This is a genomic window from Flavobacterium hercynium, from assembly GCF_002217285.1.
Classification (GTDB): Bacteria; Bacteroidota; Bacteroidia; order Flavobacteriales; family Flavobacteriaceae; genus Flavobacterium; species Flavobacterium hercynium.
Genome location: NZ_MUGW01000007.1, coordinates 1 through 20,868, shown reverse-complemented (window position 1 = coordinate 20,868; position 20,868 = coordinate 1). Strand labels below are relative to the sequence as shown.

The following is a 20,868-nucleotide window of genomic DNA, read 5'->3' as shown; positions in this document are numbered from 1 at the left end:
GTCATGAGTCATAAATATATAAAAAATGAAAAGCCCAATAATGGTGGAAAAAATTATGATCAGGAATTTTATTATTAGTTTTTTCACTTTTATTATTTTAAAAATTATGCAGTTGCTATTTATCTGTTAAAGTAACAAGATTAGAGGATAAAGAATACTATAATGTAATATTTGTTTAAAATGAATGAGCCCGATATAATATCGAGCTCATTATCAAATTAATTACAATTTTGTATAAACTTTTGATTTCATTCAACATCTTATTCATGAATGAAAATATACTAAAATTATTTATTAAAAATATTGACTAATAGAAGAACTAGAACAAAAAGTAGTAAGATCTATAAATAAAAAAAGGAAACAGAAGATTTAATTTCTGTTTCCTTTTTTGTTGCTTTTGAAAAGCTATATTTATCTACCGCTTGAAGCAGTAATTTTTCCTAATTGAAGTCTGAAGTCAGGTCTTCTTGCGTTGTATACATCAACAAAAGTTTCTTTGTTATCTGTTTTTGAGTAAACATTACCGAAGATAGTGTTACCATACCAGCTCTCCAAATCAGTGTTATCAGCTATGTTTTCTGTAAAGATGTTACCACTACATTGATTAAAGAACATCTCTTCAAATTTGATTTTCTTTAGATTAGCTCCATTTACTTCTGTTTTGCTGTCTAATAAAACTGCTGGATTAAATCCTGAAACAACACTTCTTTTTAATTCGAAAGATGCATTTTCAGCTACATAAACAGCCTCTTTAATTAAACCTGACTGAATATCAGCTTTGATGTTTTCGCTATCATTTAACATTGTTATGTTTGTAGCAGTAACCAAAGTTGATTTTTTTGTAAAATCAGTTTCGCTTTTCTTTTCGTAAGATTTAACTTCAATACATCTTGAACCATCTTTGTTACTTGTCAAATAAGAAGATCTTACTGCTAAAGAGTTGAATAAACGACATTGAATACCTTGTGTAAATTTAAAGTCATCATTACTTGATTTGTATGAAACCAATTGAGAAGCATTAACATCTCCACCGTAGAAAGCAAAAGCATCACCACCTGAGTAGCTCACCATTACATTTTCTAAAATGGTTTTGTTTCCGACACCTGCAACAGTTAATGCGTTAAAAGTATCAAACCCTTTTACTTTTTTACCAGCAAATTCGATTCTCACATATTTTAAAATACCAGAGTTGCTTGCTACATTATTTCCACCGTAAACAGTAAGTGCAGGATCAAGATCTAAGTTGTAAGATCCAACGCTTCCAAATTTATTAATAGGTGCATCACCAAGAATTACAATTCCTCCCCAGTCACCGGCTTTTTTCATACTATTATTTGAAGTAAAAATAATAGGATCAGTTTCCTGACCTTCTGCCATGATTTGAGCTCCTTTTGTAATAACTAATGTTCCTTTTGTATTAGAGTCTCCAATAATTACTGTACCAGGTTCAATTGTTAGAACTGCATTGTTAGTTACATAAACATTTCCCTGAAGAACATATACATTTCTTTTCAGTAATTTTGTATTTACACCAATGTTTCCGGCTAAAATTTGATTTGCTTCTCTACCGTCAGATTTATGAGGTTTAAATTCTGTCCAGTTGTCTAACCAGTTGGTGTATCCGATAATTCCTTTTTCCTGTTGTGCATTTACGTTTGTTGCAGCAACTAGAAGCAAACAAATCAATAAAGTAATTTTTTTCATAATTAGGGGCTTTAGGGCTTATACATTCTCTTAGACAATCTCGAAAAGTAACCGTATCTTTAAAAACAATTATTTCAAGGTATGTCTTTTTACAAATTAACTAAAAATGTTTCATACAACAGGTATATTTACGGGTTTTTAACATTTGTTGACACAAATTTTAACAATAATAGCCGTTCTGAGGCTTATAATGTAATTTAAATGTAAATATTCTTAAAGATTTGCATCAAAATAGGAATGATTTTACAGATTAAATGATGTTTTGCAGTTGTTTAATGTCTTATTCTAAGATCAAAATAAGGCTCAACTGCTTTAGTTGAGCCTTATTTTGTAGTAATTATTGTTCCGATAGTACTTGCTTGATCCGTTTTTCAAGTCTTAGCATCATTTTATCTTCACTTTTTTTACACTGTAGGTGAAGCACCGCCATCTACTGAATAATTAGTTCCCGTAACATATTTAGCTTCCGAAGAAACTAAAAAGGCCACAATATTGGCGATTTCTTCCGGTTCAGCCATTCTGCCTAACGGAACGCCAACTTTGTCCATTACGACCTGAAAAGCTTTGTCAACTGTTATATTAGAAGATGTTGCAATATTCTCGATAAAATCCATCATCAAAGGCGTTTTTACCACACCAGGTGATACAACATTTACGCGTATTCCTTTTGATCCTAATTCAGAAGCCAATGCTTTGCTGTAAGCATTCAATGCCGCTTTAGCAGAAGAGTAAGACATCGTCATTTCCCAGATTGGTTGTTTTGCCGCACCTGTAGAAATATTAATGATGGAACCGCTTTTTTGTTCCAGCATTATAGGTAATAGCGCTTTGTTAATTCGGACTACTGATAAAAAATTTAATTCCCAGTCTTTGTACCAATCTTCGTCTGAAAGTGTATTGAATCCTCCGCCAGGACTTAAATTTGCTCCCGCATTATTTACGATAATGTCTATTCGGCGGTATTTTTCGAGAATTTCTTTAGTAATGACTTCAGTATGTTCAGGCACAGTAAGGTCAGCAGCTATAAAATGATGTCCATTTGTATTGCTTTCAGGTGCTGTTCTAGCTGTTACTATTACCTGAGCTCCTTTAGCACTTAATTTATCCGCGATTGCTTTACCGATACCTTTTGTTCCTCCTGTTACCAAAGCGACTTGCCCTTTTAATGTAGTTTCCATATTGTTTATGTATTAATGAGTTGCAAATAACACTACATTACTTTACTTTTGCAAGTAGGAACACTTTTGTACAGTAATAACAAAAAGTAAAGGCTTGAATGAAATCAGTACTTATGGAAGATAAAAAAAATGAAAAAAGTTGCGAACGATGTGCACTGCAGGAAATTTTGGGTGTAATAGGAGGGAAATGGTCAATGTCTATTATCTATGCATTGTTTACTGGTAAAAAGCGTTTTAGTGAATTAGGTCGGCTTATACCACAGATTAATACCCGAATGCTGGTAAAAGAATTGAAGAACATGGAAACAAATGGTATTGTGACCAGAAAAGTTTTTGCAACTGTGCCGCCCACTGTAGAATATACCTTAACCGAAAAAGGTGAAAAACTGGAACCAATTATTAATGAATTGTATAAATGGGGACTGGAGTTTGTTGTTTAATAATACCTGCAGTAACAATAAAGTGGTTTGTTACAGATTTTTGACTTTGAAAATGTAAATAGATGTATTTTTTGTCCAAAATGAAGAAGGCTCAATTATTTTAGTTGAGCCTTCTTTTTAATACTAATTAAAATGAATGTTAATTTTCTGAAGGCTCATAGATAAAAAAAGATACTGTAAAATTTTTGGTTTGTCAGATATTATATTATATCAGCGTTGTTATCAGTGTATCTATAATAAAGTAAGAATAATTGCTATTTTCTTTGTTTTTTTACTTACTTTAAAAATGTTATTGCTTTAGTTTCGAATTTAGCTATATATTTTCATTTTTATCAATTACAATGTTTTGGACAAATAGCCTTCCGAATGCAGTTAAAATAATATATTTTCTCTCGAGTCTCACAGTTGCTTTAAGTTCATTTGTTATTTTAAATTTTAGCAGATCTAGCTCACTATCATCTTCCAATGGTTCATAAATATTTGGGTCAAGCAATGTGCTGCCAAATGGAATTTCGGCAAGTCCTAATCTAATTATATTATCTAAATACGATGGTATTAAATCGGGTCTTTTTATATTTATAATTTTATAAAAATGCGAAAAATTAGAATATTGTTTTTTTGATTGACTCCCTGGTAATTTTGCTGATATGTCAATTAGGGGATGGTATATTGAATGTTTAAATGCTTGTAAAAGTAAAGCTTCATCGCTTGATAAATTTTTAATTATTTCAACATATCCTGGATGTATTAGATCTTGCGTCGTTTTATCCATTGAAGAAGCTAGCAAGTTGGCATATAATTCTCTTAAGTTGATATCATCACCAGCAAATCTTAATGCCTCAACTGTTGGTCCAGCTATTGAAGTAGGGGGTGAAACAATATTTTCTTCAGAGACATTTTTTAGTTTCTCTGAGACTTTACTTGTTATGAACTCTTCAATTTTTTCATATCCCCAAACGAGAGCTTTTATTGGAGATAAAGCAATATTGACAGTTTTTGTTACTGTTTCTAGTGATTTACCAATTTGTTTAGCAGAAGGCTGGATAGCGTCTTGATATATAGGAATTGCAGAAACTAAACCTGTCACAGCGTCGATTGTAGATTTAACATTTGTTTCTTTGTTTTCGTGATCTTGCATTTTTATAATTTGGATTTACGGTATTTTCTTTTCAACTATAAGTTCTTATTGTATGAGTAAGATTTTACTAATGTTTTTTATAAGTTAAAATCAGAAGTAATTATTATTTATTGTTAATTTTCTTCTGTAAGTTTTAAAAGCTAAGATATTGTTGATTCATTTTTTTTTACATTAGAGATCGCAGTAATTCTTTCTCTTTCCCGCAATTTCATCAATCAAAGTAAATAAAAAAGAAAATTCTTTAAAGTAATCTTCTTTTCCTAGTTTTAGAATGTTTTCTGCAAAATTAGTTTTATTTCCTGTAATCTCCATTATTCCTGGAATTGCACTAGGAGATACTATATTTTCTTTCTCTAGTAAATCTAATGGAAAATAATGTTCAATTGCAAAATATCTATTTCTTTGTTTTTCTTGGTGGTATGGTTGATAATATTCATTCTCTGGTATAGGTAGCATTATCGCGAAAATTTTTGTCTTATCTATATTTTTAACTATTTTATTTCTTAATTTAAATTTTTCAGGTAATCCATTAAATTCTTGAAATCCTTTATCATCATTATCGAAAATTGCTATTATAGTTTTATTTGTATCAAAATTATTATCAATGGTCAGTGCTAAACTCTTCAAATAATCTGCTAATTGTTGAGCCCCTCCAGCATTCGTTCCAACTATGTTTTCAGTTGCTGTGACATTCCAATATGGATCGTCGCCCATGGTTAATACTCTAAAAGCATGATTGATAATTATAGCGTCAGTTTTACCCTCCGTATAAAGTTCAACATCTTTTATTGGTGCAAGTAACTGAAAGGTAGTATTTGAAACTACTTCAGATTTGTTTTCTAAATAAAAATTAATCATTCGAGAGTATCTTTTCGCTTTAGCTTCAATCTTGTAATCTTTCCTCAAACGTGCTTCGTTACTATATTCTAGTGCTTCTATAGCTTCGTTAAATAAGAAAACAAATAAAGGAATGTTCAGTATTTTATTCTCATTGAAAAGCAATTCCAGTTTTGAAGTATCTTTTACCTTACCTGTATTTAAAGTTGCTGCAATACAGAACAATTGAAATAAGATACTAGTTTTATCTCTAATAAAAACAGTGTCTTCCATTTTTTTTAATTCTAAACTTAGATCATCGAAAGCCAATTGAAGGGGATCTCTTAATGTGATTGAATTATAGTGAGAGAAAAACCAAACTAAATTTGACATAGCAATTGTCATGTCATCTATTCCTTTAAAAAAAGGAAACTTATGTTGTGCTAAAGATTTAATTCCAGCGTCAACTTTTAAGAGCATTTTTAAAGATTGTATGACAGCTTTTTTTCTATTTTCAGAGTTTGTCATCCATAAAGATTGTAGAACGAATCCTAGACCTGAAACTGCTAATAATTGATCATTTACTGCGGAATATGTTTCACACTTTGTAATAAGTCTGTCTAAAAACAAAGGCATATTTTTAGTTCTACCAGTATAAAAAATAGCAGTATTTTGCCAGTTAAATTCGGTAAATCGCTCAATAATTTCTTGTTCTAACTCACTTCTGTTTTCTTCAAAAAATATTTCACGAGATGCATAATATTCCATAAAGTGGTCGTGCTGAAATGTTACAAATTTATGCTCGTCTATGTGTAAAACTCCAGTACCATCTGTCATACTTTTTATAACGTCCGGAATAGTTCCTTCGTCTATTGTAATTGATTGTCCTTGAAAATATGCTTTGACATAAACAATAAAATCATCAAGATACATTCTTCGTCTATTCTTGGTCTGAATTACGGATAATGCATACATGGACAAAACTTTCTCCTTCACATTAATTTTTAAAAAATCTAAATTTGAATTTACATTTAGTCGACCAAGAAGGAATGTATTAAAATTATCGAATACATCAGTTATAGTTGCAGGAACCTCATATCCGTTTTCTTCATAGAGAATTGAAACCAAAGAAATTGTCAATGGAGTTGAAGGAATTTTTTCAAGGATCTTATTTTCTAAAAGATTATCCCAAAGATCTTCTGATTTTTTTAAATCTTTTTGAAAAAATTTTGTAACATATTGCTTAACTTGACGAAGATCGAAATTGCTTACAACAGTATTAGTATTTTCACAAACTTCACACTCTTTTGTAAGTTTTTCATAATTTCTAGTTGCAACAACAAAATTAAGATTGTATAATAGACAAAGATTTTTTAGCTCGATAAAAATTTCTTTTTGTCTATCAGTTTCAAATTCATCAATTGAATCTATCAAAAGAAGAATGTTATAGTCATTATAGATTTTTTCGAGATTGCCCTCTCCAATCATTGAATTTACTTCATTTGCAATTGCTCTTTCAAGGTTATAACTCGCTTGCGCTATATCATTATTTTTTAATCGAATTGGCAAAGTTTTAACTATACTATCTTTGTTTTTCTCAATACATCTTCTTCCAATTTCTTTTAAAAGTGTAGATTTTCCAGTACCAGCATCGCCGGTAATAAAAAAATTACCATTTGAGATATATTTTTCAATTTTAAATTTAGACCTTACAGTTCTTCCAATTTTGTTGTCTTCTCGATAAAATATTATTTTTGGCTCAATAAATATATTAAGTAAATCCTCAAATTTTCTATCTAACTTCAATACTTGTTGTAATTCATCGTTACCTTTTAAACTCTTTTTAAATTCTTCTTCAAAGCTTTTTAAAAATACATCAGCATGTCCCCAATATTCAGGTAAATGTTCATCTATCAATTCAACTAGACGATCATTATTCCAAAAATCAATTTTATCGGTTTTTACATCTTTTTTTAACCAATCTTTAAAATAATTGGAAATTTTTTTACTTGAACTTACAACTATAATGTTTTGATCATCTTTTGCAAACTCTAATATTAAATCTTTAATTAATTCAACTTTACCGTTTAACTCACTTAAAGTGCAGATTATAATATAGGATCTTGTGCCTAATGCTGACTTTTCATCTGCTGAAATAACATATTCGCTTAACTTTGAAACTTTTATTAGTTCAATTTTTTCACAAATTCTAGAAACCAATGTTGTCAAACTAGTTGAGTCATTTATATTATCTAAAGTATGTTTACTCATAAATATATTCGTGTTAAGGTTAATTATTTTAATTCTAAAAATAAACGATAAATCTTCATTTTATAAAAGATAAAAATAGGTATAGTATAGGTAAATAACATTTTAATTAAAATTTAAATCATTTCAAAAAGATAAAGTTTTTTCTGACTTTGAATAAATTTTAAAACCCAAAGTTACAAGATTTAGGACAACAGGTAAAAGAAAATAAAAATTAAGCATAAAAAAACATTTCGGCAGAAATTAGATTTTAATTTTCCGGTATATACGGTAAAAAAATAAAACATTTATTTTCAACATATCAAATCGATTTAGAGATATTTGTAAACTCATCAACAAGACATTATTTTCTTTAATTTATCAAAGTTTAAAGAATTGAATGCTGTTTTTGATGACAAAGAGATAACTCCAAAATTTAATAGCAATAAAAACCTCAACAAATACGTACTATTACATAATTTTGCAATAAAGTAATTACCTTCTTTTAATACTACACGATGAGCAATACATTTTCTGAAAACAGTCAAATTGGAATAGCGTCTAATTTCTCTGAACTTGTACATACACATTTCAAAGGAGAAATGAATGCGTTATGCTGGTACAGAAATTTGGATGGTGATTTTAATGAAATTGTGACTCAGTTACGTTTAAAAGAAAATATAACCGAAGTCTTTCCTGAAGATTTAATCGCACTTCAATTATCAGAAAAGGGAAATATAGCAAGGGAAACAATCTTAAATGATTTACAATTATTAGCTGACTTTGGAGCTTCGCCATCGCTTAATTTGCTGAAATGTTATGATCGTGATGATGAGTTTGATTTCATATCGACTGATGTGTATTCGTTTCATGTGGATCGTTCGCCTATTGCAACAGATACTTTTTTATGTACCTATCACGGAGCGGCAAGTGATATCGCTGCTAATTCGCAAGCAGAACAGAAAATTCTAATTCCCGAAATCAGAGCAAAGTTAAAAGAATTGTATGATGGAGCACCGGAAGGATTCGAAGACTTTTTGAAAGAGAATTATTTTGATTTGCATTATCAACTACATACGGATGCAGAACCTGTTAATTTAGGATTAGGACATCTTTGGAGACTGGCTGTAGATCATCCAAAACAAGAAGTATTGCCTTGTATTCACAGAGCGCCAATAGAAAATGAGGGAGAATATCGTCTGTTGCTTATTTGTTAAAGAAATCCGTTTTTTCGCATAGTTCATGCTTTGTGTTATTCCTTTTTTAACATATCTTCGCTGTCTATACAATAATATGAGTACATTATAACTCATTTAAAAATCTGATTTGTGAAAATGAAACATGAAGACGTACAAGAAAATCAGCTTAAACGTGGGCTGACCAATCGCCACATTCAATTAATTGCCTTAGGAGGATCAATAGGAACAGGTCTTTTCCTTGGCATCGGTCCGGCAGCTGTATTAGCAGGACCATCTGTTATTTTAGGATATGCGCTTGCCGGAATTATCGCTTTTTTTATAATGAGACAACTGGGTGAAATGGTTGTTGAAGAACCTGTATCAGGAAGCTTTAGTTACTTCGCTTATAAATATTGTGGTTCCTTTGCCGGTTTTGCATCAGGCTGGAATTATTGGATTTTATACATTTTAGTGAGTATGGCTGAACTTACAGCCATTGGTGTTTACGTACAATTTTGGTGGCCTGAAATTCCGCTTTGGGCATCTAGTTTATTTTTCTTCCTGGTTATTAATGCTTTGAATTTTGCCTCTGTAAAGGTTTATGGAGAAACTGAATTTTGGTTTTCCATCATAAAAGTTGCCGCAATTATTGCCATGATTCTCTTCGGTACTTACTTGTTGGTAAGTGGAACGGGAGGGGAGCACGCTACAATTCATAATTTATATAACGATGGAGGTTTCTTTCCAAAAGGTTTCTTTGAAAAAACTGCTACTGGCGATTTTCAGGGTTTATTGGCTGCCATGGCGCTGATTATGTTCTCCTTTGGTGGTTTGGAATTAATTGGAATTACCGCTGCTGAGGCAGAAAATCCGGAAAAGAATATTCCAAAAGCAACCAATCAGGTTATTTACAGAATCCTTATATTTTATGTTGGTGCTTTGGTTATTTTATTTGCTTTATCACCTTGGAGACAAATTACAACAGACAGCAGCCCGTTTGTAATGGTTTTTCAAAACTTAAACGGAATGGAGTTTGAATTGTTTGGCAACAAAATATTTTTTACCCGTCTGATTGCTAATGTGCTTAATTTAATTGTATTAACCGCAGCGTTATCCGTTTACAATAGCAGTGTGTATAGTAACTCGCGTATGTTGTATGGTTTAGCAGATCAAGGGAATGCGCCAAAGTTTTTAAAGAAACTTAATAAGCAATCAGTACCTATTAATGCTATTTTAATTTCATCCTGCTTTGCAGCTGTTTGTATTATCATAAATAAAATAATGCCAAAAGATGCTTTTAGTATTTTAATGTCTTTAGTGGTGTCCTGTCTAATTATCAATTGGGTTATGATTTCTTATACGCATCTACAATTTAGACGTTCGAAAGACAAGGAAAATGTAAAAACTAAATTTGCTTCCATATTTTATCCCGTAAGTAACTACATCTGTTTTGTGTTTTTATTGGGGATTTTATCGATCATGTGGATCACAAACATGAAGTTATCCGTAGAATTGATTCCTATTTGGCTGGGTATTCTATTTGTATGCTTTAAAGTTTTTAAAACAAAAAAATAAAGAGCTAGTATTATTATTTTATCAATTCAAAGAGATTGAACTGCACTATAAAAAAAACGGATCATAGCATACACCATGATCCGTTTTTTATATAAAATTGGTTACTTTATGAATTACCATACAGGTTTGATTCTCCACCATCAATAGCAATGGTTTGCCCGTTTACATACTGACATTCATCACTAAGAAGGAAAGCTACAAGGTTACCCACATCTTCCGGTTTACCTAACTTTCTGGTAGGGTTTCTTTGTGCATACGTTGTTTCGGCTGCTTTTGGATCTTCAGGATTTACTTGTTTAAACGCTTCTGCCACCATTGGCGTAAGGATCGCTCCGGGTGCGATTGCATTGGTGTATATTCCATCTTTACCATATTCTATAGCGGCATTTTTGGTCATACCTGAAACAGCATGTTTACTTGCTACATACGGCATCTGATTAATAACACCTCTGATTCCGCCTACAGAAGCCACGTTTACAATTTTTCCTCCGCCTTGTTTCTGCATTACCGGAATGACATATTTCAGACCGTAATAAACACCCATAAGATTGATGTCGATTACTTTTTTAAATACATTGATGTCGTAATCAACCAATGGTGCCTGTTTTCCTTCGATACCTGCATTGTTGTAGAATCCATCGATACGGTTAAATTCCTGAACTGTTTTGTCTACATAATTTTTTACAGCCTCTTCGTCTGAAACGTCAGCGACTATCGTTATAATTTTTGCATTTGGTGCAATTGACTGGATTTCTGCTTTTGCTTTTTCAAGTGCTTCGGCATTGTAATCTACAATAGACAGGTTAGCTCCTTTTAGCGCTACGGCTTTACTTGCTGCAAGTCCAAGACCCATAGCGGCTCCGGTAATAATGATTGTTTTGTCTTTAAATATGTTCATGATATGTAGTATTAAAATATATTAGTTGAAAAATTATTCATTTAAAATTCAAATTATTGATTCATTCCTCTCCAGATCATATCAAACCCATCATCAATGAGCTGCTGATTCAATGGAAATAATTTTTGGATGATACCAGTAGAGCAGGAGCGTACTGCACCATCAAAAAAACTGATCAGTACAATGGCATCCAATGCTTTTATAATGCCTTCCTGCTGTCCTTTTTCTAAAAGATCATATAATGGTTTATTCTGTTTTTCGTACTCCGCCAGTTGTTTTTCGAAGTTTAGCTGAATGTAACCAGACTGTTGATACTGATCGATAAATACCGTTTCGTCATAATGCTCAAGTCTGTAATTGAGCATGTTGATGTAAATTCGCTTCAACGATTGTCTCACCGGAATATTAATGTCAAAGTCGCGGTACATTTCCTGCGTCATTTTATCCTCAACCGCTAGATACGCCAGTTGTATAACTTCTTCTTTATTTTTGAAATAAGTGTACAAGGTTCCGGCCGCAATTCCGGCTGTTTTACTAATGCCTGAAATGTTAACACTGGCTAATCCCTGTTTACCGGTAAGTACATACACAGACTTTAAAATTTTTTCTCTTTTATCAGGATCTAATGGTCTCATACAGTAAAGTTAAATGAAAAATTATTCATTTAAACATAATTATCTAAAATATAACTTTTATTTAAGGTAGTTCGTTATAGTAATCTTAAAACGGGCTTTGTTTCAGTTCAATTAAAATATTGACTTATGTGCTTACAGTTTGTACTTTTGTGTTTATGAATGACAACTTTATAAATGAATATTTCGGGATCGGAATACAAAATGGTAAAACACCTGAAAACTTAGGCGTTTTGTGGCGATCTGCTCAAAACCTGGGCGCTACTTTTATTTTTACCATAGGGAATCGATATGCCAAACAAGCCTGTGATACGCATGATGCCGTAAAAGCAATTCCATATTTTCATTATGAGAATTTTGAAGATTTCTATGAAAATTTACCCAAAGGAGCACGACTGGTTGGTGTTGAATTAGATGACAAAGCATCTGATTTAGAAACTTTTGAGCATCCAAGACGTTGTGTTTATTTATTGGGAGCAGAAGATCATGGCTTGTCGCTTAAAGCAATCGATAAATGCCATCATTTAGTAAAATTTAAATCAGTAAAAAGCTTAAATGTGGCGGTGGCAGGAACTATTGTGATGTACGACAGAAATTTGCCTAAACCCCGTTCTTAGAACAAATATTATTTTTTAGAGTAATTAAAAATGCGGTAATCAGGTTGGTTTTTCACTACAGTATTAGATTATTTTAAAATGGAGGTTAGTTTAAGTGGCTACTTTTCATTCGTAAGCAATGTTCTGTTCCTAAATAAAGTGGATTTCCATGTTTTTCAGACCAAAAGCCTTCCAGTATATCCTTGGTAATGCATTTATAGACGGCAACCCCTTTGTAGGTTTTATTTTCATCTCCTTTATAACTAAAATTAATAACCAGAATATTGTCTTTAAAGAAACCATACCCCTTTTGTTGTTGGGTATTGTTAATAAGCCACTGCGCAATAATTCGATTGTTTTCATCGAGAGATAAGCTTAGAACACCTTTGTAAGTTGCGTGGTTAGTCTCATCCTGATTACTCCCGGAAATGGAATAATTACCAATTAAATCTTGTACAATCATGTATGCGCAGGTGTATAAATTAGAAATCTAGTGTTTATAAAGTGTTCGTTTTTTTAGTCACCAATAATATGCAATTTTTCAGTACAATATCCAAAGTAATAAAACTATTTTTTAGATGGGAATACAAATTTTGAGAAAGTCTCAAAACGAATTATTTAAGAAACTAGTAACCCCTGGATTCATTTGTTAGATAACGAAATGTTATTTCTTCACGTAAATAGGGCTTCTTTTTAATAAGTAACTTATAGAATCTATCCAGCTGTCTTTTAAATTCAGAAACGGTTTTCTGGTCTGGGTATATATCTTTGTTCCGTTTTTATACATATCAAAATAAACAGTATAATGATAATACATTTGAGTACTAGCCGTTGTCACCGAACTGTTGTTGGTTTTGGCTTTGGTATAGCTGTCATTTACTTTGGCTGTTCCGGAATTGTAGGTTGAAGTAGTTTGACCATCCGTTATCGTATAAGAAATTTTGGCAGCAACAATGTTGTCGACTCCTAAAATTTTTTGAAGATCCTCAATTGGTGTATCATCAATAGTAGCACTGTTGATTCCCGCCTTATGCAAAAGGCTGTTGGTTACCCTTAAATCCTGTACAGTCAAAGGGAAAATGTTGGATGATTTATCAATTAATTTGTTGTAGATATCATTTTGAGCAAATTTTGACATCTCTTCAGAACTTTGTAAATTATCTGAATTCAAATAAGGTATGGGAAGTACAGCAATTGTATTTGTTTTCATTGGAGCATTTTCGATAACCTGAGATGAAGCAGCAGGAGCAGGGTTGTCTGCAGGAGAACTGGTATCAAAAGTCTGCGACCTGCCACTTGCGAAATCAATTCGTGCAATTTTGTTTATGTCTAAAGAAATCTGCATGGTTTCTCCTGGCAAGGAGTATTCTACTGTACTATCAGACATTTTCGAGATTTTGCAATCAATAATCTGGTAATCTTTTTTTATTATTTTGTCGAGTTTATTCTGGGCAAAGTTTAAAATTGAAAATAAAAGCATCAATATGGTGCAGGTCTTTTTTAAAGTTTTCATAGTCGAGTACTCATTAAAATTAAGAATCTAATTTTAAATAAAGTTAGTAATTAAATTTTAAATACTCATCTAATTCTGATTAAAAAGCTTGTGTTTTACTAATCCGGCTATCTATTAAAATCGTATTAATATCTAGTATCAGAGTAACGGATTTCAAAGTTTTATACTAGTAAATTCTTCTTGAATCTTCTTTGGCTTTGCTACTTAAATTTATGGAAATGATTGACAATTAAGCTACTGGGAATTGTGTAACATACTGCTGAAATTTAGTACATCTAACGCTGGACGCATTTGTATCTTTATTAGTAATAAAAAACTATTTTATAACTTAAAAAATGTGTTATGGCAGAAATTAAAATTGAGAAAAAGAAACCGATATGGCCATGGATTGTAGCAGCGCTAATAATCGGAGCACTACTATACTATGTTTTTGTAAAAGATCATGATGCTAGCAGTGAAAGCACCATGGAAATCGAAAATAGTACAAGTGCACAATAACTGACCCAATAGCTGAAAAGTAAATAATATTATTTATAAAGAAATTATGGAAAATAAAGACAAGAATTTATACAGACTAGACGAACTATCAAATTATAAAGTTGCTTCCAATTATTCTGATGTAAGAGGATGGACGATCGTTGATGCTGACAACCGTACAATTGGCAAAATTGATAACCTTTGGGTTAATAAAGACATGCAGCGCGTAGTTTATCTGGATGTAAAATTAGATAAAGCATTAATAGAAGACAAGCATACTGAGGTTCGTGACGTTATAGCAAACGACAGTGGAAAAGAGTTTGTTTATAAAGAAGGAGACAGCCACATTATCATACCAATTGGATCTGTAAACATAAACAAAGACACCAAAATTGTTATGGCAAACAGTTTAGGATATGATACCTTTAGAAATACAAGTAGGTATAATACACAACATAATTTTGACAGGGAATATGAAAGAAGAGTAATGAAGTCGTATTATCCTGAAAATGATCCTAATTATGATAGCAACGACGATGCTTTTTATAGCCGCAGGGAATTTGACAATCACTAGTTTCGATTGAACTTTACTTTTAGTATTTGTAAAGCTGTTCATACTGATAAAAATGCATAAAAAAGCTCCCAATCATTTGATTGGGAGCTTTTTTTCTGACCTTACTGAATTATATTTCATAGAACCCATTCGCTATCGCGAGCGTCTCGCTTGTGAACGCAATCTTGTATATATGGGATATTATTTATTGTTTTTTCATTCTATTTATTTTTTAATATTTCGTAACTAACGTCAGCAGTTTTTTGTTTTTATAAAAGTTTATTTTTTTTTAAGATATATAAAACAAATTTTTAATGGAATTTCCAGTTTTAGTTGTATTTTCGATTGACAGAAAATCTGTGCGAAAAGGCTCAAGCTTTTAAGAAAACAGTTAAATCATAATATAAAAAATGATATTATTAAAAGAATCCTTCAAGAGATTTGTAAATGATCTTTTACCAAAACTTTATTATGATATACTAATAAAATTTATTGGTGGAGGACTATTTTTATTCCTTGTATATAAAATTTTTGATAAAAAGATAAGTATTGAAAAATTTCTTTATAAAGCAATTTCATTGAAATTTTATGTAATAATAATTATTTGTGCAATATTAATTGGTATTACATATATTTTACTTAGAATAATATTTAATAGAAAAGTAGAAGCATTAAAAAAAATAACTTATACAGACGAAAAAACAGGATTGCGTAGCCATCGTCTTCTTGAAGAATATCTTAAAGAAAAAATAAAGGAGTCTAAAAAATCAGGAAAACCTCTTTCGATTATACTAATTGATATAGATAATTTTAAATTATTTAATGAAAATCACTCTCCTACAATTGGAGATTCTATTCTTTCAGAGGTTGGAAGATTATTACTTGATGATACCCGTATAACAGACCAAACATTTCGAAGATATGAAACGGGAGATGAATTTGTTGTTGTTAATTCAAATACTAATATAACTCAAGCTAAAATTCCTGCTGAAAGAAAAAGGGAGTTTATTGCAGGGCATAATTTTCTTATTGATGATAATGTATATAAAATTACCGTATGTTGCGGTTTAGCACAATTAAAAGAGAGCGATACAGTTAAAACATTACTTGATAGAGCAAATTATGCAATGAGAAATATCGCAAAAAAAAGTCTAAATAAAAATACTACCGAACATGCTTCTTAATTAAATTTTATTTGTAATTAACTTAAAATTATAAGACATTAGAAAAGGTGAAGTTATAAAAGGTTATCATAACTTTCTCTTAAAAAATCTCTTGAGTGAAATAAAAAGTATCTTTTTAGAATAAAAATTAATTGGAATGATAATATAGAAACATTTTTAGCTTTTTCAATTCTTTTTCTAATTGGTTTGCAGTAATAGGTTTAGAATTTAGATTTGAAATATGTTGATGTAAGGAAATTGAAATTATATTCATAATATCAAGTCCGTTGAATAATAGATTTAAATCAACATTTTTTTTAAAAGTTATTTAATCTTTCTAAAATTTGTTATTTTTTAATTACTACTTTAACTTTTCCATTACAAAAATTTAAAATTGCTTCAACTAATTTATCATACCCTAGCTATTGCGAGCGTCTCGTTCGTGAACGCTATCTTCTAAATAAATATAGGATATTTTTTAAAAGATCTTTCATTAAGATTTTAGTAAATTTATGGACATTCTATGCTCTAACTTCACGAACTGGACGCTTGCACGAGAGGGGATTAATAATTCATCATTATTAAACTTGTATTATAAAAATTATACTTTATGGTTTTCCATAATATTGAACTTAAAAAAAGCATGATATTTGTTTTTTCGAAAATTATAAAATTATGAAATCATTTTATATGTTACGCTTGCAAGTTTAAAAGAATAAGTTTGTAAGTAGCAGATTATTGTTAATAAGAATTTTATTTAAATTTTAAGTATATACTTATCTTTAAATTCTACTCTGAGCAATTTATTATTTAAATAATTTTAAAAAAAATATGGCGAAAGCATTTAAGATTTTATCCATTGATGGTGGTGGCATTAAAGGCCTATATTCTGCATCAATATTAAAGAAGTTTGAAGAGACATTTAATTGTCAAACAAGTGATCATTTTGATATGATTTGTGGTACATCAACGGGCGGGTTAATTGCATTGGCTTTATCATTAAAAATATCTGCAAAGGAAATATGTGATTTTTATGAGAATAAAGGTGAAATAATATTTCCAAAACACAAAAAAAGGAAAATTCCATTCTTCGGAACTATTGATTATGGATTTTTAAAGCAAATAGCTAAAGGTGGAAAGTATTCAGATAAAGGATTAAAGGAATCATTAATTGAAATTTTCGGAAATAGACAGATCAAAGATTGTAATAATTTATTATGTATCCCTAGTTATTCAATTACAGAAGCTAAACCGAAAGTATTTAAATATGATCATAAACATGGAAAACTATCTAGAGATAATGAAGCGCCAATTATTGATATTGCTTTAGCAACATCTGCAGCTCCAACGTATTTTCCACTAGCAGAGTCAAATTTTTATGATAATGAACAATTTATTGATGGTGGTGTTTGGGCAAATAATCCGACTTTAGTAGGTCTTTTAGAAGCTTTAAATTATTTCGTGGGTAGTGGGAAAGACAAAGAATATAGTTCCATTGAAATTTTGTCCCTTAGTAGCCTTACTATCACAGGTGGTAAGAAAACAGGGCTAAAAAGAGAACGCTCATTTAGAGATTGGGGATCAGCTTTATTTGAAACATCAATGAATGGACAAAGTTATTTTACAGACTTTTTTTTGTCAAAAATAACTGAAATATATAATGTTGAAATTAATTATTTACGAATTCCAAGTGTCTCAATCGCAACTGAACAAGAAAGTCTGATTCAACTGGATGTCGCTAATAAACAGGCTTATGATTTAATGAAAATTAAAGCAAAAGATCAGGCGTTAATTTTTGAAAAAAGAGAAGATATAAAGAGAATATTTACAACTAAAAAAACTTTTAATTTATAATATGGCTGACTTACACGAAACTTTTACAGAATTTAATGGAATTATTGCTCTTAGTTCAGCAAAAAAAAATGAATTAAGAACTTCTAGAAATGCAATTCGAAAAGATATCAAATCTTATTTTGAATTAAAAAGAAAGGAACATACTGTCAAATTCAAAGGACAAGGTTCTTTCTCAATGAATACAACAATTTTACCACTAAGTGGAGAGTATGATGTCGATGATGGTGTTTATATTTTTGGAACAGAGGAAGATAAACCAACTCCTGAAACAGCTCATAGTTGGATTGTCAAAGCTGTGGAAAATAGAACTGACCAAAATACAATTGATAAAAATACTTGTGTACGCGTACAGTACGCAAAGAAATATCATGTTGATTTGCCTATCTACTATAAAATAACAAATAATGAAAACGAAGATTTTTATGATAATGATGATATTCCAGAACTGGCTCATAAATCAAAGGGCTGGATTCAAAGTGATCCTTATGCATTCAAAAAATGGTTCGATGACAAATCTAAGGATAAAAGTCAATTAAAAAGAATTGTAAGGTATTTAAAAGCTTGGACGGATAATAAAAGTAGATTGAAATTGCCTAGCGGTATGATATTTACAATTTTAGCGGTTAATAATTATCAACCAAATGATAAGGATGATGTAGCTTTTTTGGATACTCTAGAGAAAATTCAAAAATCAATTGATGATACAAGGTTTACATGGACAGGAGTGTATGAATGTAAGAGGCCAACTGTAGATGATACAGAAAATTTATTAGAAAAATACTCTTCAGAAACTTCTAAGAAAAATTTTCTTGATGCGCTAAATAGTTTAATCGATTCTGGAAGACAAGCTATAAATTTAAAAAGCAAAAAGGATGCTTGTGCAAAATGGCAAAAACATTTAGGAGACAGATTTCCTTGTTCAAATATCAAAGAGAATGATGAAGATTTGGCAAAAACATTTTCTTCCTCAGATCAATTAAGATATGATAATAAATCTGCTTAATGGTTGATTATACACTACTTTTAGAAGAAGTTGGAAAAACTGAAACTTGTAGAAATTTAACAAGAGATGAATTAAAAGAACTCGGATACAAATTTTATAAAGATAGTATTGTTTGGGAAGTTAAAACTGAGATTGTTATTAGTAATAAATTGGTTGATTTTATTTTTTTTCTAAACTTTCCAATTGATTTTCCATTTAATATTCCTAAAATTTTTATTAGTAAAAAAAACTATGAAGAATTAAAATACATTCCGCATATAAATGGAGACTATACTATTTGTATTTTTGATGAGGGACTAAATTTAATTTTACCTAATAATAATTTTTCAGACTTCGTTGAATTGGTTTTGGCGAGAGCAAAAAAAATAATTCGCGAAGCTGAAAATGTTGAATACAGAAAAAATGAGTTCAAAAGAGAATTTAAAGCCTATTGGGAATTAAGATATTCTGAAAGTGATTTAATATCTAATGAAGTATTTCATTCTATCTCTAACGGAAATGATGAATTGTTAGGTTTAAGATTCACGAATAATTATCTTGGAAATTATCGTTATTTCATTACTAACAGTGAATATGATATAAAGAAAATTAAAGATTACGCTAAAGAATGTAAATGTTTTGTTGAAGAAATTGGAATTATAAAAATTGATAATAACTTTTATGAACCGCCTTTTGAATTAACTTTTGAAGCAAGTATTGAAATAATTAAAAGAGATGAGGAAAAATATAAGCAATTTAGAGATCTATGCAATAATTACAATTTTGATAGTTTATTAATTGTTTTTAATAATAATCATAATTCTATCACTGAATATTTTGGTTGGACATATCAAAATGTAAAAATTCTCACGCGGAAGAAAGGAGGAAGTAGAAATTTTACTTCTAAAATTCATCATCTGACCAATAATGTTTATGCTAAAAAAAATGTGACAAGATTATCATTCGATGATATGAATTTAAGTAGATTACAAATTAGAACAGCAGGTTATGAAGAAAATCAAAAAAGTATAGCTATTAGTGGATTAGGTAGTGTTGGGTCAAATTTAGTATACTTTCTTAAAAACTTATCTATAGACAAATTTTATTTAATTGATAAAGAAGTTTTATCTTCAGAAAATATAAATAGGCACTTATTAGGATTTTCCGATGTCTTGAAGAATAAAATTGAAGGTATAAAAAAAGAAATAAAAAATTCTAATCCGCTAATTGATGTCCAAACACGTAATAAATCTGTTACAGCAATAATCGAAAATGAAATTGAATTTATTAACGAGTGTGATTTTCATTTTGTTGCGATTGGTAAAACAATGATTGAAAAGTTTATCTTAAAGAATGTGGTAGAAGGAAAATTAACTAAACCTACATTTCTTTTTTGGGTTGAACCTTTTTTAGCAAGTGGACAAATGCTTTTTATTATGCCTTGCGATGCAGCAAAGGCAATTGAGCTTATTGAAAGTGATAGTTATCAATTCGCTACGTTATTGAATGTAGTAAATCAATTAGATAAGACATATCTAATTGAAGGGAGTTGCCAGACGGGGTATTCACCTTACTCATCAAGTTATTTAATTCAATTTTTGTCTACAATTTTTCCTTATATAAAGAATCATTTAGATGGAAACGATGTTACTTCTAAAGTATATTCATGGATTGGGGATAAAAAATTGCTAGCGGAAAAAGAATTGTTAATAACCGATTTTGCAATACAGAATGATTCGTTTCAACTTATAGTAAATGATTTATGATTGAATTTAATCTAGGAAATCTTTTTGTAAAAATATCTAGGGATGTGTTGGCAAATTTGAAAAAATATATTCAAGATGATTTACACAAGCCTGAATCAGGTGGCGTATTAATTGGTTTTTATATAGAAGATAATATTTATTCAATTACTGATGTTTCT

General features: G+C 30.3%; 18 protein-coding genes. 10 read left to right on the top strand and 8 right to left on the bottom strand.

What is annotated here, in order from left to right:
* Positions 1–411 precede the first annotated feature (411 nt).
* A complete protein-coding gene (locus B0A66_RS02980; protein WP_089048365.1) occupies positions 412–1,704 on the bottom strand; it encodes a hypothetical protein in 1,293 nt (430 codons plus the stop codon).
* Positions 1,705–2,108: 404 nt separating this feature from the next.
* Positions 2,109–2,882 carry an SDR family oxidoreductase gene (locus tag B0A66_RS02975; RefSeq protein WP_089048364.1) on the bottom strand — a complete coding sequence of 258 codons (774 nt, stop codon included), beginning with the start codon at positions 2,880–2,882 and terminating at the stop codon, positions 2,109–2,111.
* Between the two features lie 98 nt (positions 2,883–2,980).
* Here B0A66_RS02975 and B0A66_RS02970 point away from each other — a divergent pair, with 98 nt between their 5' ends.
* A complete protein-coding gene (locus B0A66_RS02970) occupies positions 2,981–3,322 on the top strand; it encodes a winged helix-turn-helix transcriptional regulator (RefSeq protein WP_244283380.1) in 342 nt (113 codons plus the stop codon).
* A gap of 313 nt (positions 3,323–3,635) precedes the next feature.
* On the opposite strand, the gene B0A66_RS02965 is transcribed toward B0A66_RS02970, so the two are convergent.
* The gene (locus tag B0A66_RS02965) at positions 3,636–4,460 is read right to left on the bottom strand and encodes a DUF4393 domain-containing protein (protein WP_089048363.1); all 825 of its coding nucleotides are present in this window, start codon (positions 4,458–4,460) and stop codon (positions 3,636–3,638) included.
* 171 nt (positions 4,461–4,631) lie between these two features.
* Positions 4,632–7,547: an NACHT domain-containing protein gene (locus B0A66_RS02960; RefSeq protein ID WP_089048362.1), complete on the bottom strand. Its 2,916-nt coding sequence runs from the start codon at positions 7,545–7,547 to the stop codon at positions 4,632–4,634.
* A 494-nt stretch (positions 7,548–8,041) separates the two neighbouring features.
* On the opposite strand from B0A66_RS02960, the gene B0A66_RS02955 reads away from it, so the two are divergent.
* Both B0A66_RS02955 and B0A66_RS02950 read left to right on the top strand, forming a co-directional pair.
* Positions 8,042–8,740, top strand: coding sequence for a DUF1826 domain-containing protein (locus B0A66_RS02955; protein WP_089048361.1), 699 nt, complete (start codon positions 8,042–8,044; stop codon positions 8,738–8,740).
* A gap of 117 nt (positions 8,741–8,857) precedes the next feature.
* Positions 8,858–10,276 (top strand): amino acid permease, encoded by a 1,419-nt coding sequence (locus tag B0A66_RS02950; RefSeq protein ID WP_089048360.1) that lies wholly within the window; start codon positions 8,858–8,860, stop codon positions 10,274–10,276.
* Positions 10,277–10,382: 106 nt separating this feature from the next.
* Here B0A66_RS02950 and B0A66_RS02945 read toward each other — a convergent pair whose 3' ends face one another.
* Both B0A66_RS02945 and B0A66_RS02940 read right to left on the bottom strand, forming a co-directional pair.
* Positions 10,383–11,174: a glucose 1-dehydrogenase gene (locus tag B0A66_RS02945; RefSeq protein WP_089048359.1), complete on the bottom strand. Its 792-nt coding sequence runs from the start codon at positions 11,172–11,174 to the stop codon at positions 10,383–10,385.
* 53 nt (positions 11,175–11,227) lie between these two features.
* The gene (locus B0A66_RS02940; RefSeq protein WP_089048358.1) at positions 11,228–11,809 is read right to left on the bottom strand and encodes a TetR/AcrR family transcriptional regulator; all 582 of its coding nucleotides are present in this window, start codon (positions 11,807–11,809) and stop codon (positions 11,228–11,230) included.
* A gap of 155 nt (positions 11,810–11,964) precedes the next feature.
* On the opposite strand from B0A66_RS02940, the gene B0A66_RS02935 reads away from it, so the two are divergent.
* Positions 11,965–12,423 carry an RNA methyltransferase gene (locus B0A66_RS02935; RefSeq protein ID WP_089048357.1) on the top strand — a complete coding sequence of 153 codons (459 nt, stop codon included), beginning with the start codon at positions 11,965–11,967 and terminating at the stop codon, positions 12,421–12,423.
* Between the two features lie 85 nt (positions 12,424–12,508).
* On the opposite strand, the gene B0A66_RS02930 is transcribed toward B0A66_RS02935, so the two are convergent.
* Together B0A66_RS02930 and B0A66_RS02925 are read right to left on the bottom strand one after the other, a co-directional pair.
* Complete coding sequence (locus B0A66_RS02930; RefSeq protein WP_089048356.1) at positions 12,509–12,865, bottom strand: hypothetical protein; 357 nt, start codon at positions 12,863–12,865, stop codon at positions 12,509–12,511.
* A gap of 201 nt (positions 12,866–13,066) precedes the next feature.
* Positions 13,067–13,789 (bottom strand): hypothetical protein, encoded by a 723-nt coding sequence (locus tag B0A66_RS02925; RefSeq protein WP_244283379.1) that lies wholly within the window; start codon positions 13,787–13,789, stop codon positions 13,067–13,069.
* Between the two features lie 468 nt (positions 13,790–14,257).
* On the opposite strand from B0A66_RS02925, the gene B0A66_RS22795 reads away from it, so the two are divergent.
* The 6 genes from B0A66_RS22795 (at position 14,258) to B0A66_RS02900 (ending at position 20,710) form a co-directional block, all read left to right on the top strand.
* Positions 14,258–14,413 carry a hypothetical protein gene (locus B0A66_RS22795; RefSeq protein WP_165766572.1) on the top strand — a complete coding sequence of 52 codons (156 nt, stop codon included), beginning with the start codon at positions 14,258–14,260 and terminating at the stop codon, positions 14,411–14,413.
* A gap of 46 nt (positions 14,414–14,459) precedes the next feature.
* Complete coding sequence (locus B0A66_RS02920) at positions 14,460–14,966, top strand: PRC-barrel domain-containing protein (protein ID WP_089048354.1); 507 nt, start codon at positions 14,460–14,462, stop codon at positions 14,964–14,966.
* A 389-nt stretch (positions 14,967–15,355) separates the two neighbouring features.
* The gene (locus tag B0A66_RS02915) at positions 15,356–16,129 is read left to right on the top strand and encodes a GGDEF domain-containing protein (RefSeq protein ID WP_089048353.1); all 774 of its coding nucleotides are present in this window, start codon (positions 15,356–15,358) and stop codon (positions 16,127–16,129) included.
* An 810-nt stretch (positions 16,130–16,939) separates the two neighbouring features.
* Positions 16,940–17,962 carry a CBASS cGAMP-activated phospholipase gene (locus tag B0A66_RS02910; protein ID WP_089048352.1) on the top strand — a complete coding sequence of 341 codons (1,023 nt, stop codon included), beginning with the start codon at positions 16,940–16,942 and terminating at the stop codon, positions 17,960–17,962.
* A gap of 1 nt (position 17,963) precedes the next feature.
* Positions 17,964–18,965, top strand: a complete 1,002-nt coding sequence (locus tag B0A66_RS02905; RefSeq protein ID WP_089048351.1) for a CBASS cGAMP synthase — start codon at positions 17,964–17,966, stop codon at positions 18,963–18,965.
* Complete coding sequence (locus B0A66_RS02900; protein WP_089048350.1) at positions 18,965–20,710, top strand: ThiF family adenylyltransferase; 1,746 nt, start codon at positions 18,965–18,967, stop codon at positions 20,708–20,710. Before B0A66_RS02905 ends, B0A66_RS02900 begins: the two co-directional genes overlap by 1 nt.
* The last annotated feature ends 158 nt before the right edge of the window (positions 20,711–20,868 follow it).

What these genes read in the sequence shown, in the direction of transcription:
- B0A66_RS02980 (WP_089048365.1), bottom strand. Translation starts at nt 1,704, where the DNA reads ATGAAAAAAATTACTTTATTGATTTGTTTGCTTCTAGTTGCTGCAACA.
- B0A66_RS02975 (WP_089048364.1), bottom strand. Translation starts at nt 2,882, where the DNA reads ATGGAAACTACATTAAAAGGGCAAGTCGCTTTGGTAACAGGAGGAACA.
- B0A66_RS02970 (WP_244283380.1), top strand. Translation starts at nt 2,981, where the DNA reads ATGAAATCAGTACTTATGGAAGATAAAAAAAATGAAAAAAGTTGCGAA.
- B0A66_RS02965 (WP_089048363.1), bottom strand. Translation starts at nt 4,460, where the DNA reads ATGCAAGATCACGAAAACAAAGAAACAAATGTTAAATCTACAATCGAC.
- B0A66_RS02960 (WP_089048362.1), bottom strand. Translation starts at nt 7,547, where the DNA reads ATGAGTAAACATACTTTAGATAATATAAATGACTCAACTAGTTTGACA.
- B0A66_RS02955 (WP_089048361.1), top strand. Translation starts at nt 8,042, where the DNA reads ATGAGCAATACATTTTCTGAAAACAGTCAAATTGGAATAGCGTCTAAT.
- B0A66_RS02950 (WP_089048360.1), top strand. Translation starts at nt 8,858, where the DNA reads ATGAAACATGAAGACGTACAAGAAAATCAGCTTAAACGTGGGCTGACC.
- B0A66_RS02945 (WP_089048359.1), bottom strand. Translation starts at nt 11,174, where the DNA reads ATGAACATATTTAAAGACAAAACAATCATTATTACCGGAGCCGCTATG.
- B0A66_RS02940 (WP_089048358.1), bottom strand. Translation starts at nt 11,809, where the DNA reads ATGAGACCATTAGATCCTGATAAAAGAGAAAAAATTTTAAAGTCTGTG.
- B0A66_RS02935 (WP_089048357.1), top strand. Translation starts at nt 11,965, where the DNA reads ATGAATGACAACTTTATAAATGAATATTTCGGGATCGGAATACAAAAT.
- B0A66_RS02930 (WP_089048356.1), bottom strand. Translation starts at nt 12,865, where the DNA reads ATGATTGTACAAGATTTAATTGGTAATTATTCCATTTCCGGGAGTAAT.
- B0A66_RS02925 (WP_244283379.1), bottom strand. Translation starts at nt 13,789, where the DNA reads ATGTCTGATAGTACAGTAGAATACTCCTTGCCAGGAGAAACCATGCAG.
- B0A66_RS22795 (WP_165766572.1), top strand. Translation starts at nt 14,258, where the DNA reads ATGGCAGAAATTAAAATTGAGAAAAAGAAACCGATATGGCCATGGATT.
- B0A66_RS02920 (WP_089048354.1), top strand. Translation starts at nt 14,460, where the DNA reads ATGGAAAATAAAGACAAGAATTTATACAGACTAGACGAACTATCAAAT.
- B0A66_RS02915 (WP_089048353.1), top strand. Translation starts at nt 15,356, where the DNA reads ATGATATTATTAAAAGAATCCTTCAAGAGATTTGTAAATGATCTTTTA.
- B0A66_RS02910 (WP_089048352.1), top strand. Translation starts at nt 16,940, where the DNA reads ATGGCGAAAGCATTTAAGATTTTATCCATTGATGGTGGTGGCATTAAA.
- B0A66_RS02905 (WP_089048351.1), top strand. Translation starts at nt 17,964, where the DNA reads ATGGCTGACTTACACGAAACTTTTACAGAATTTAATGGAATTATTGCT.
- B0A66_RS02900 (WP_089048350.1), top strand. Translation starts at nt 18,965, where the DNA reads ATGGTTGATTATACACTACTTTTAGAAGAAGTTGGAAAAACTGAAACT.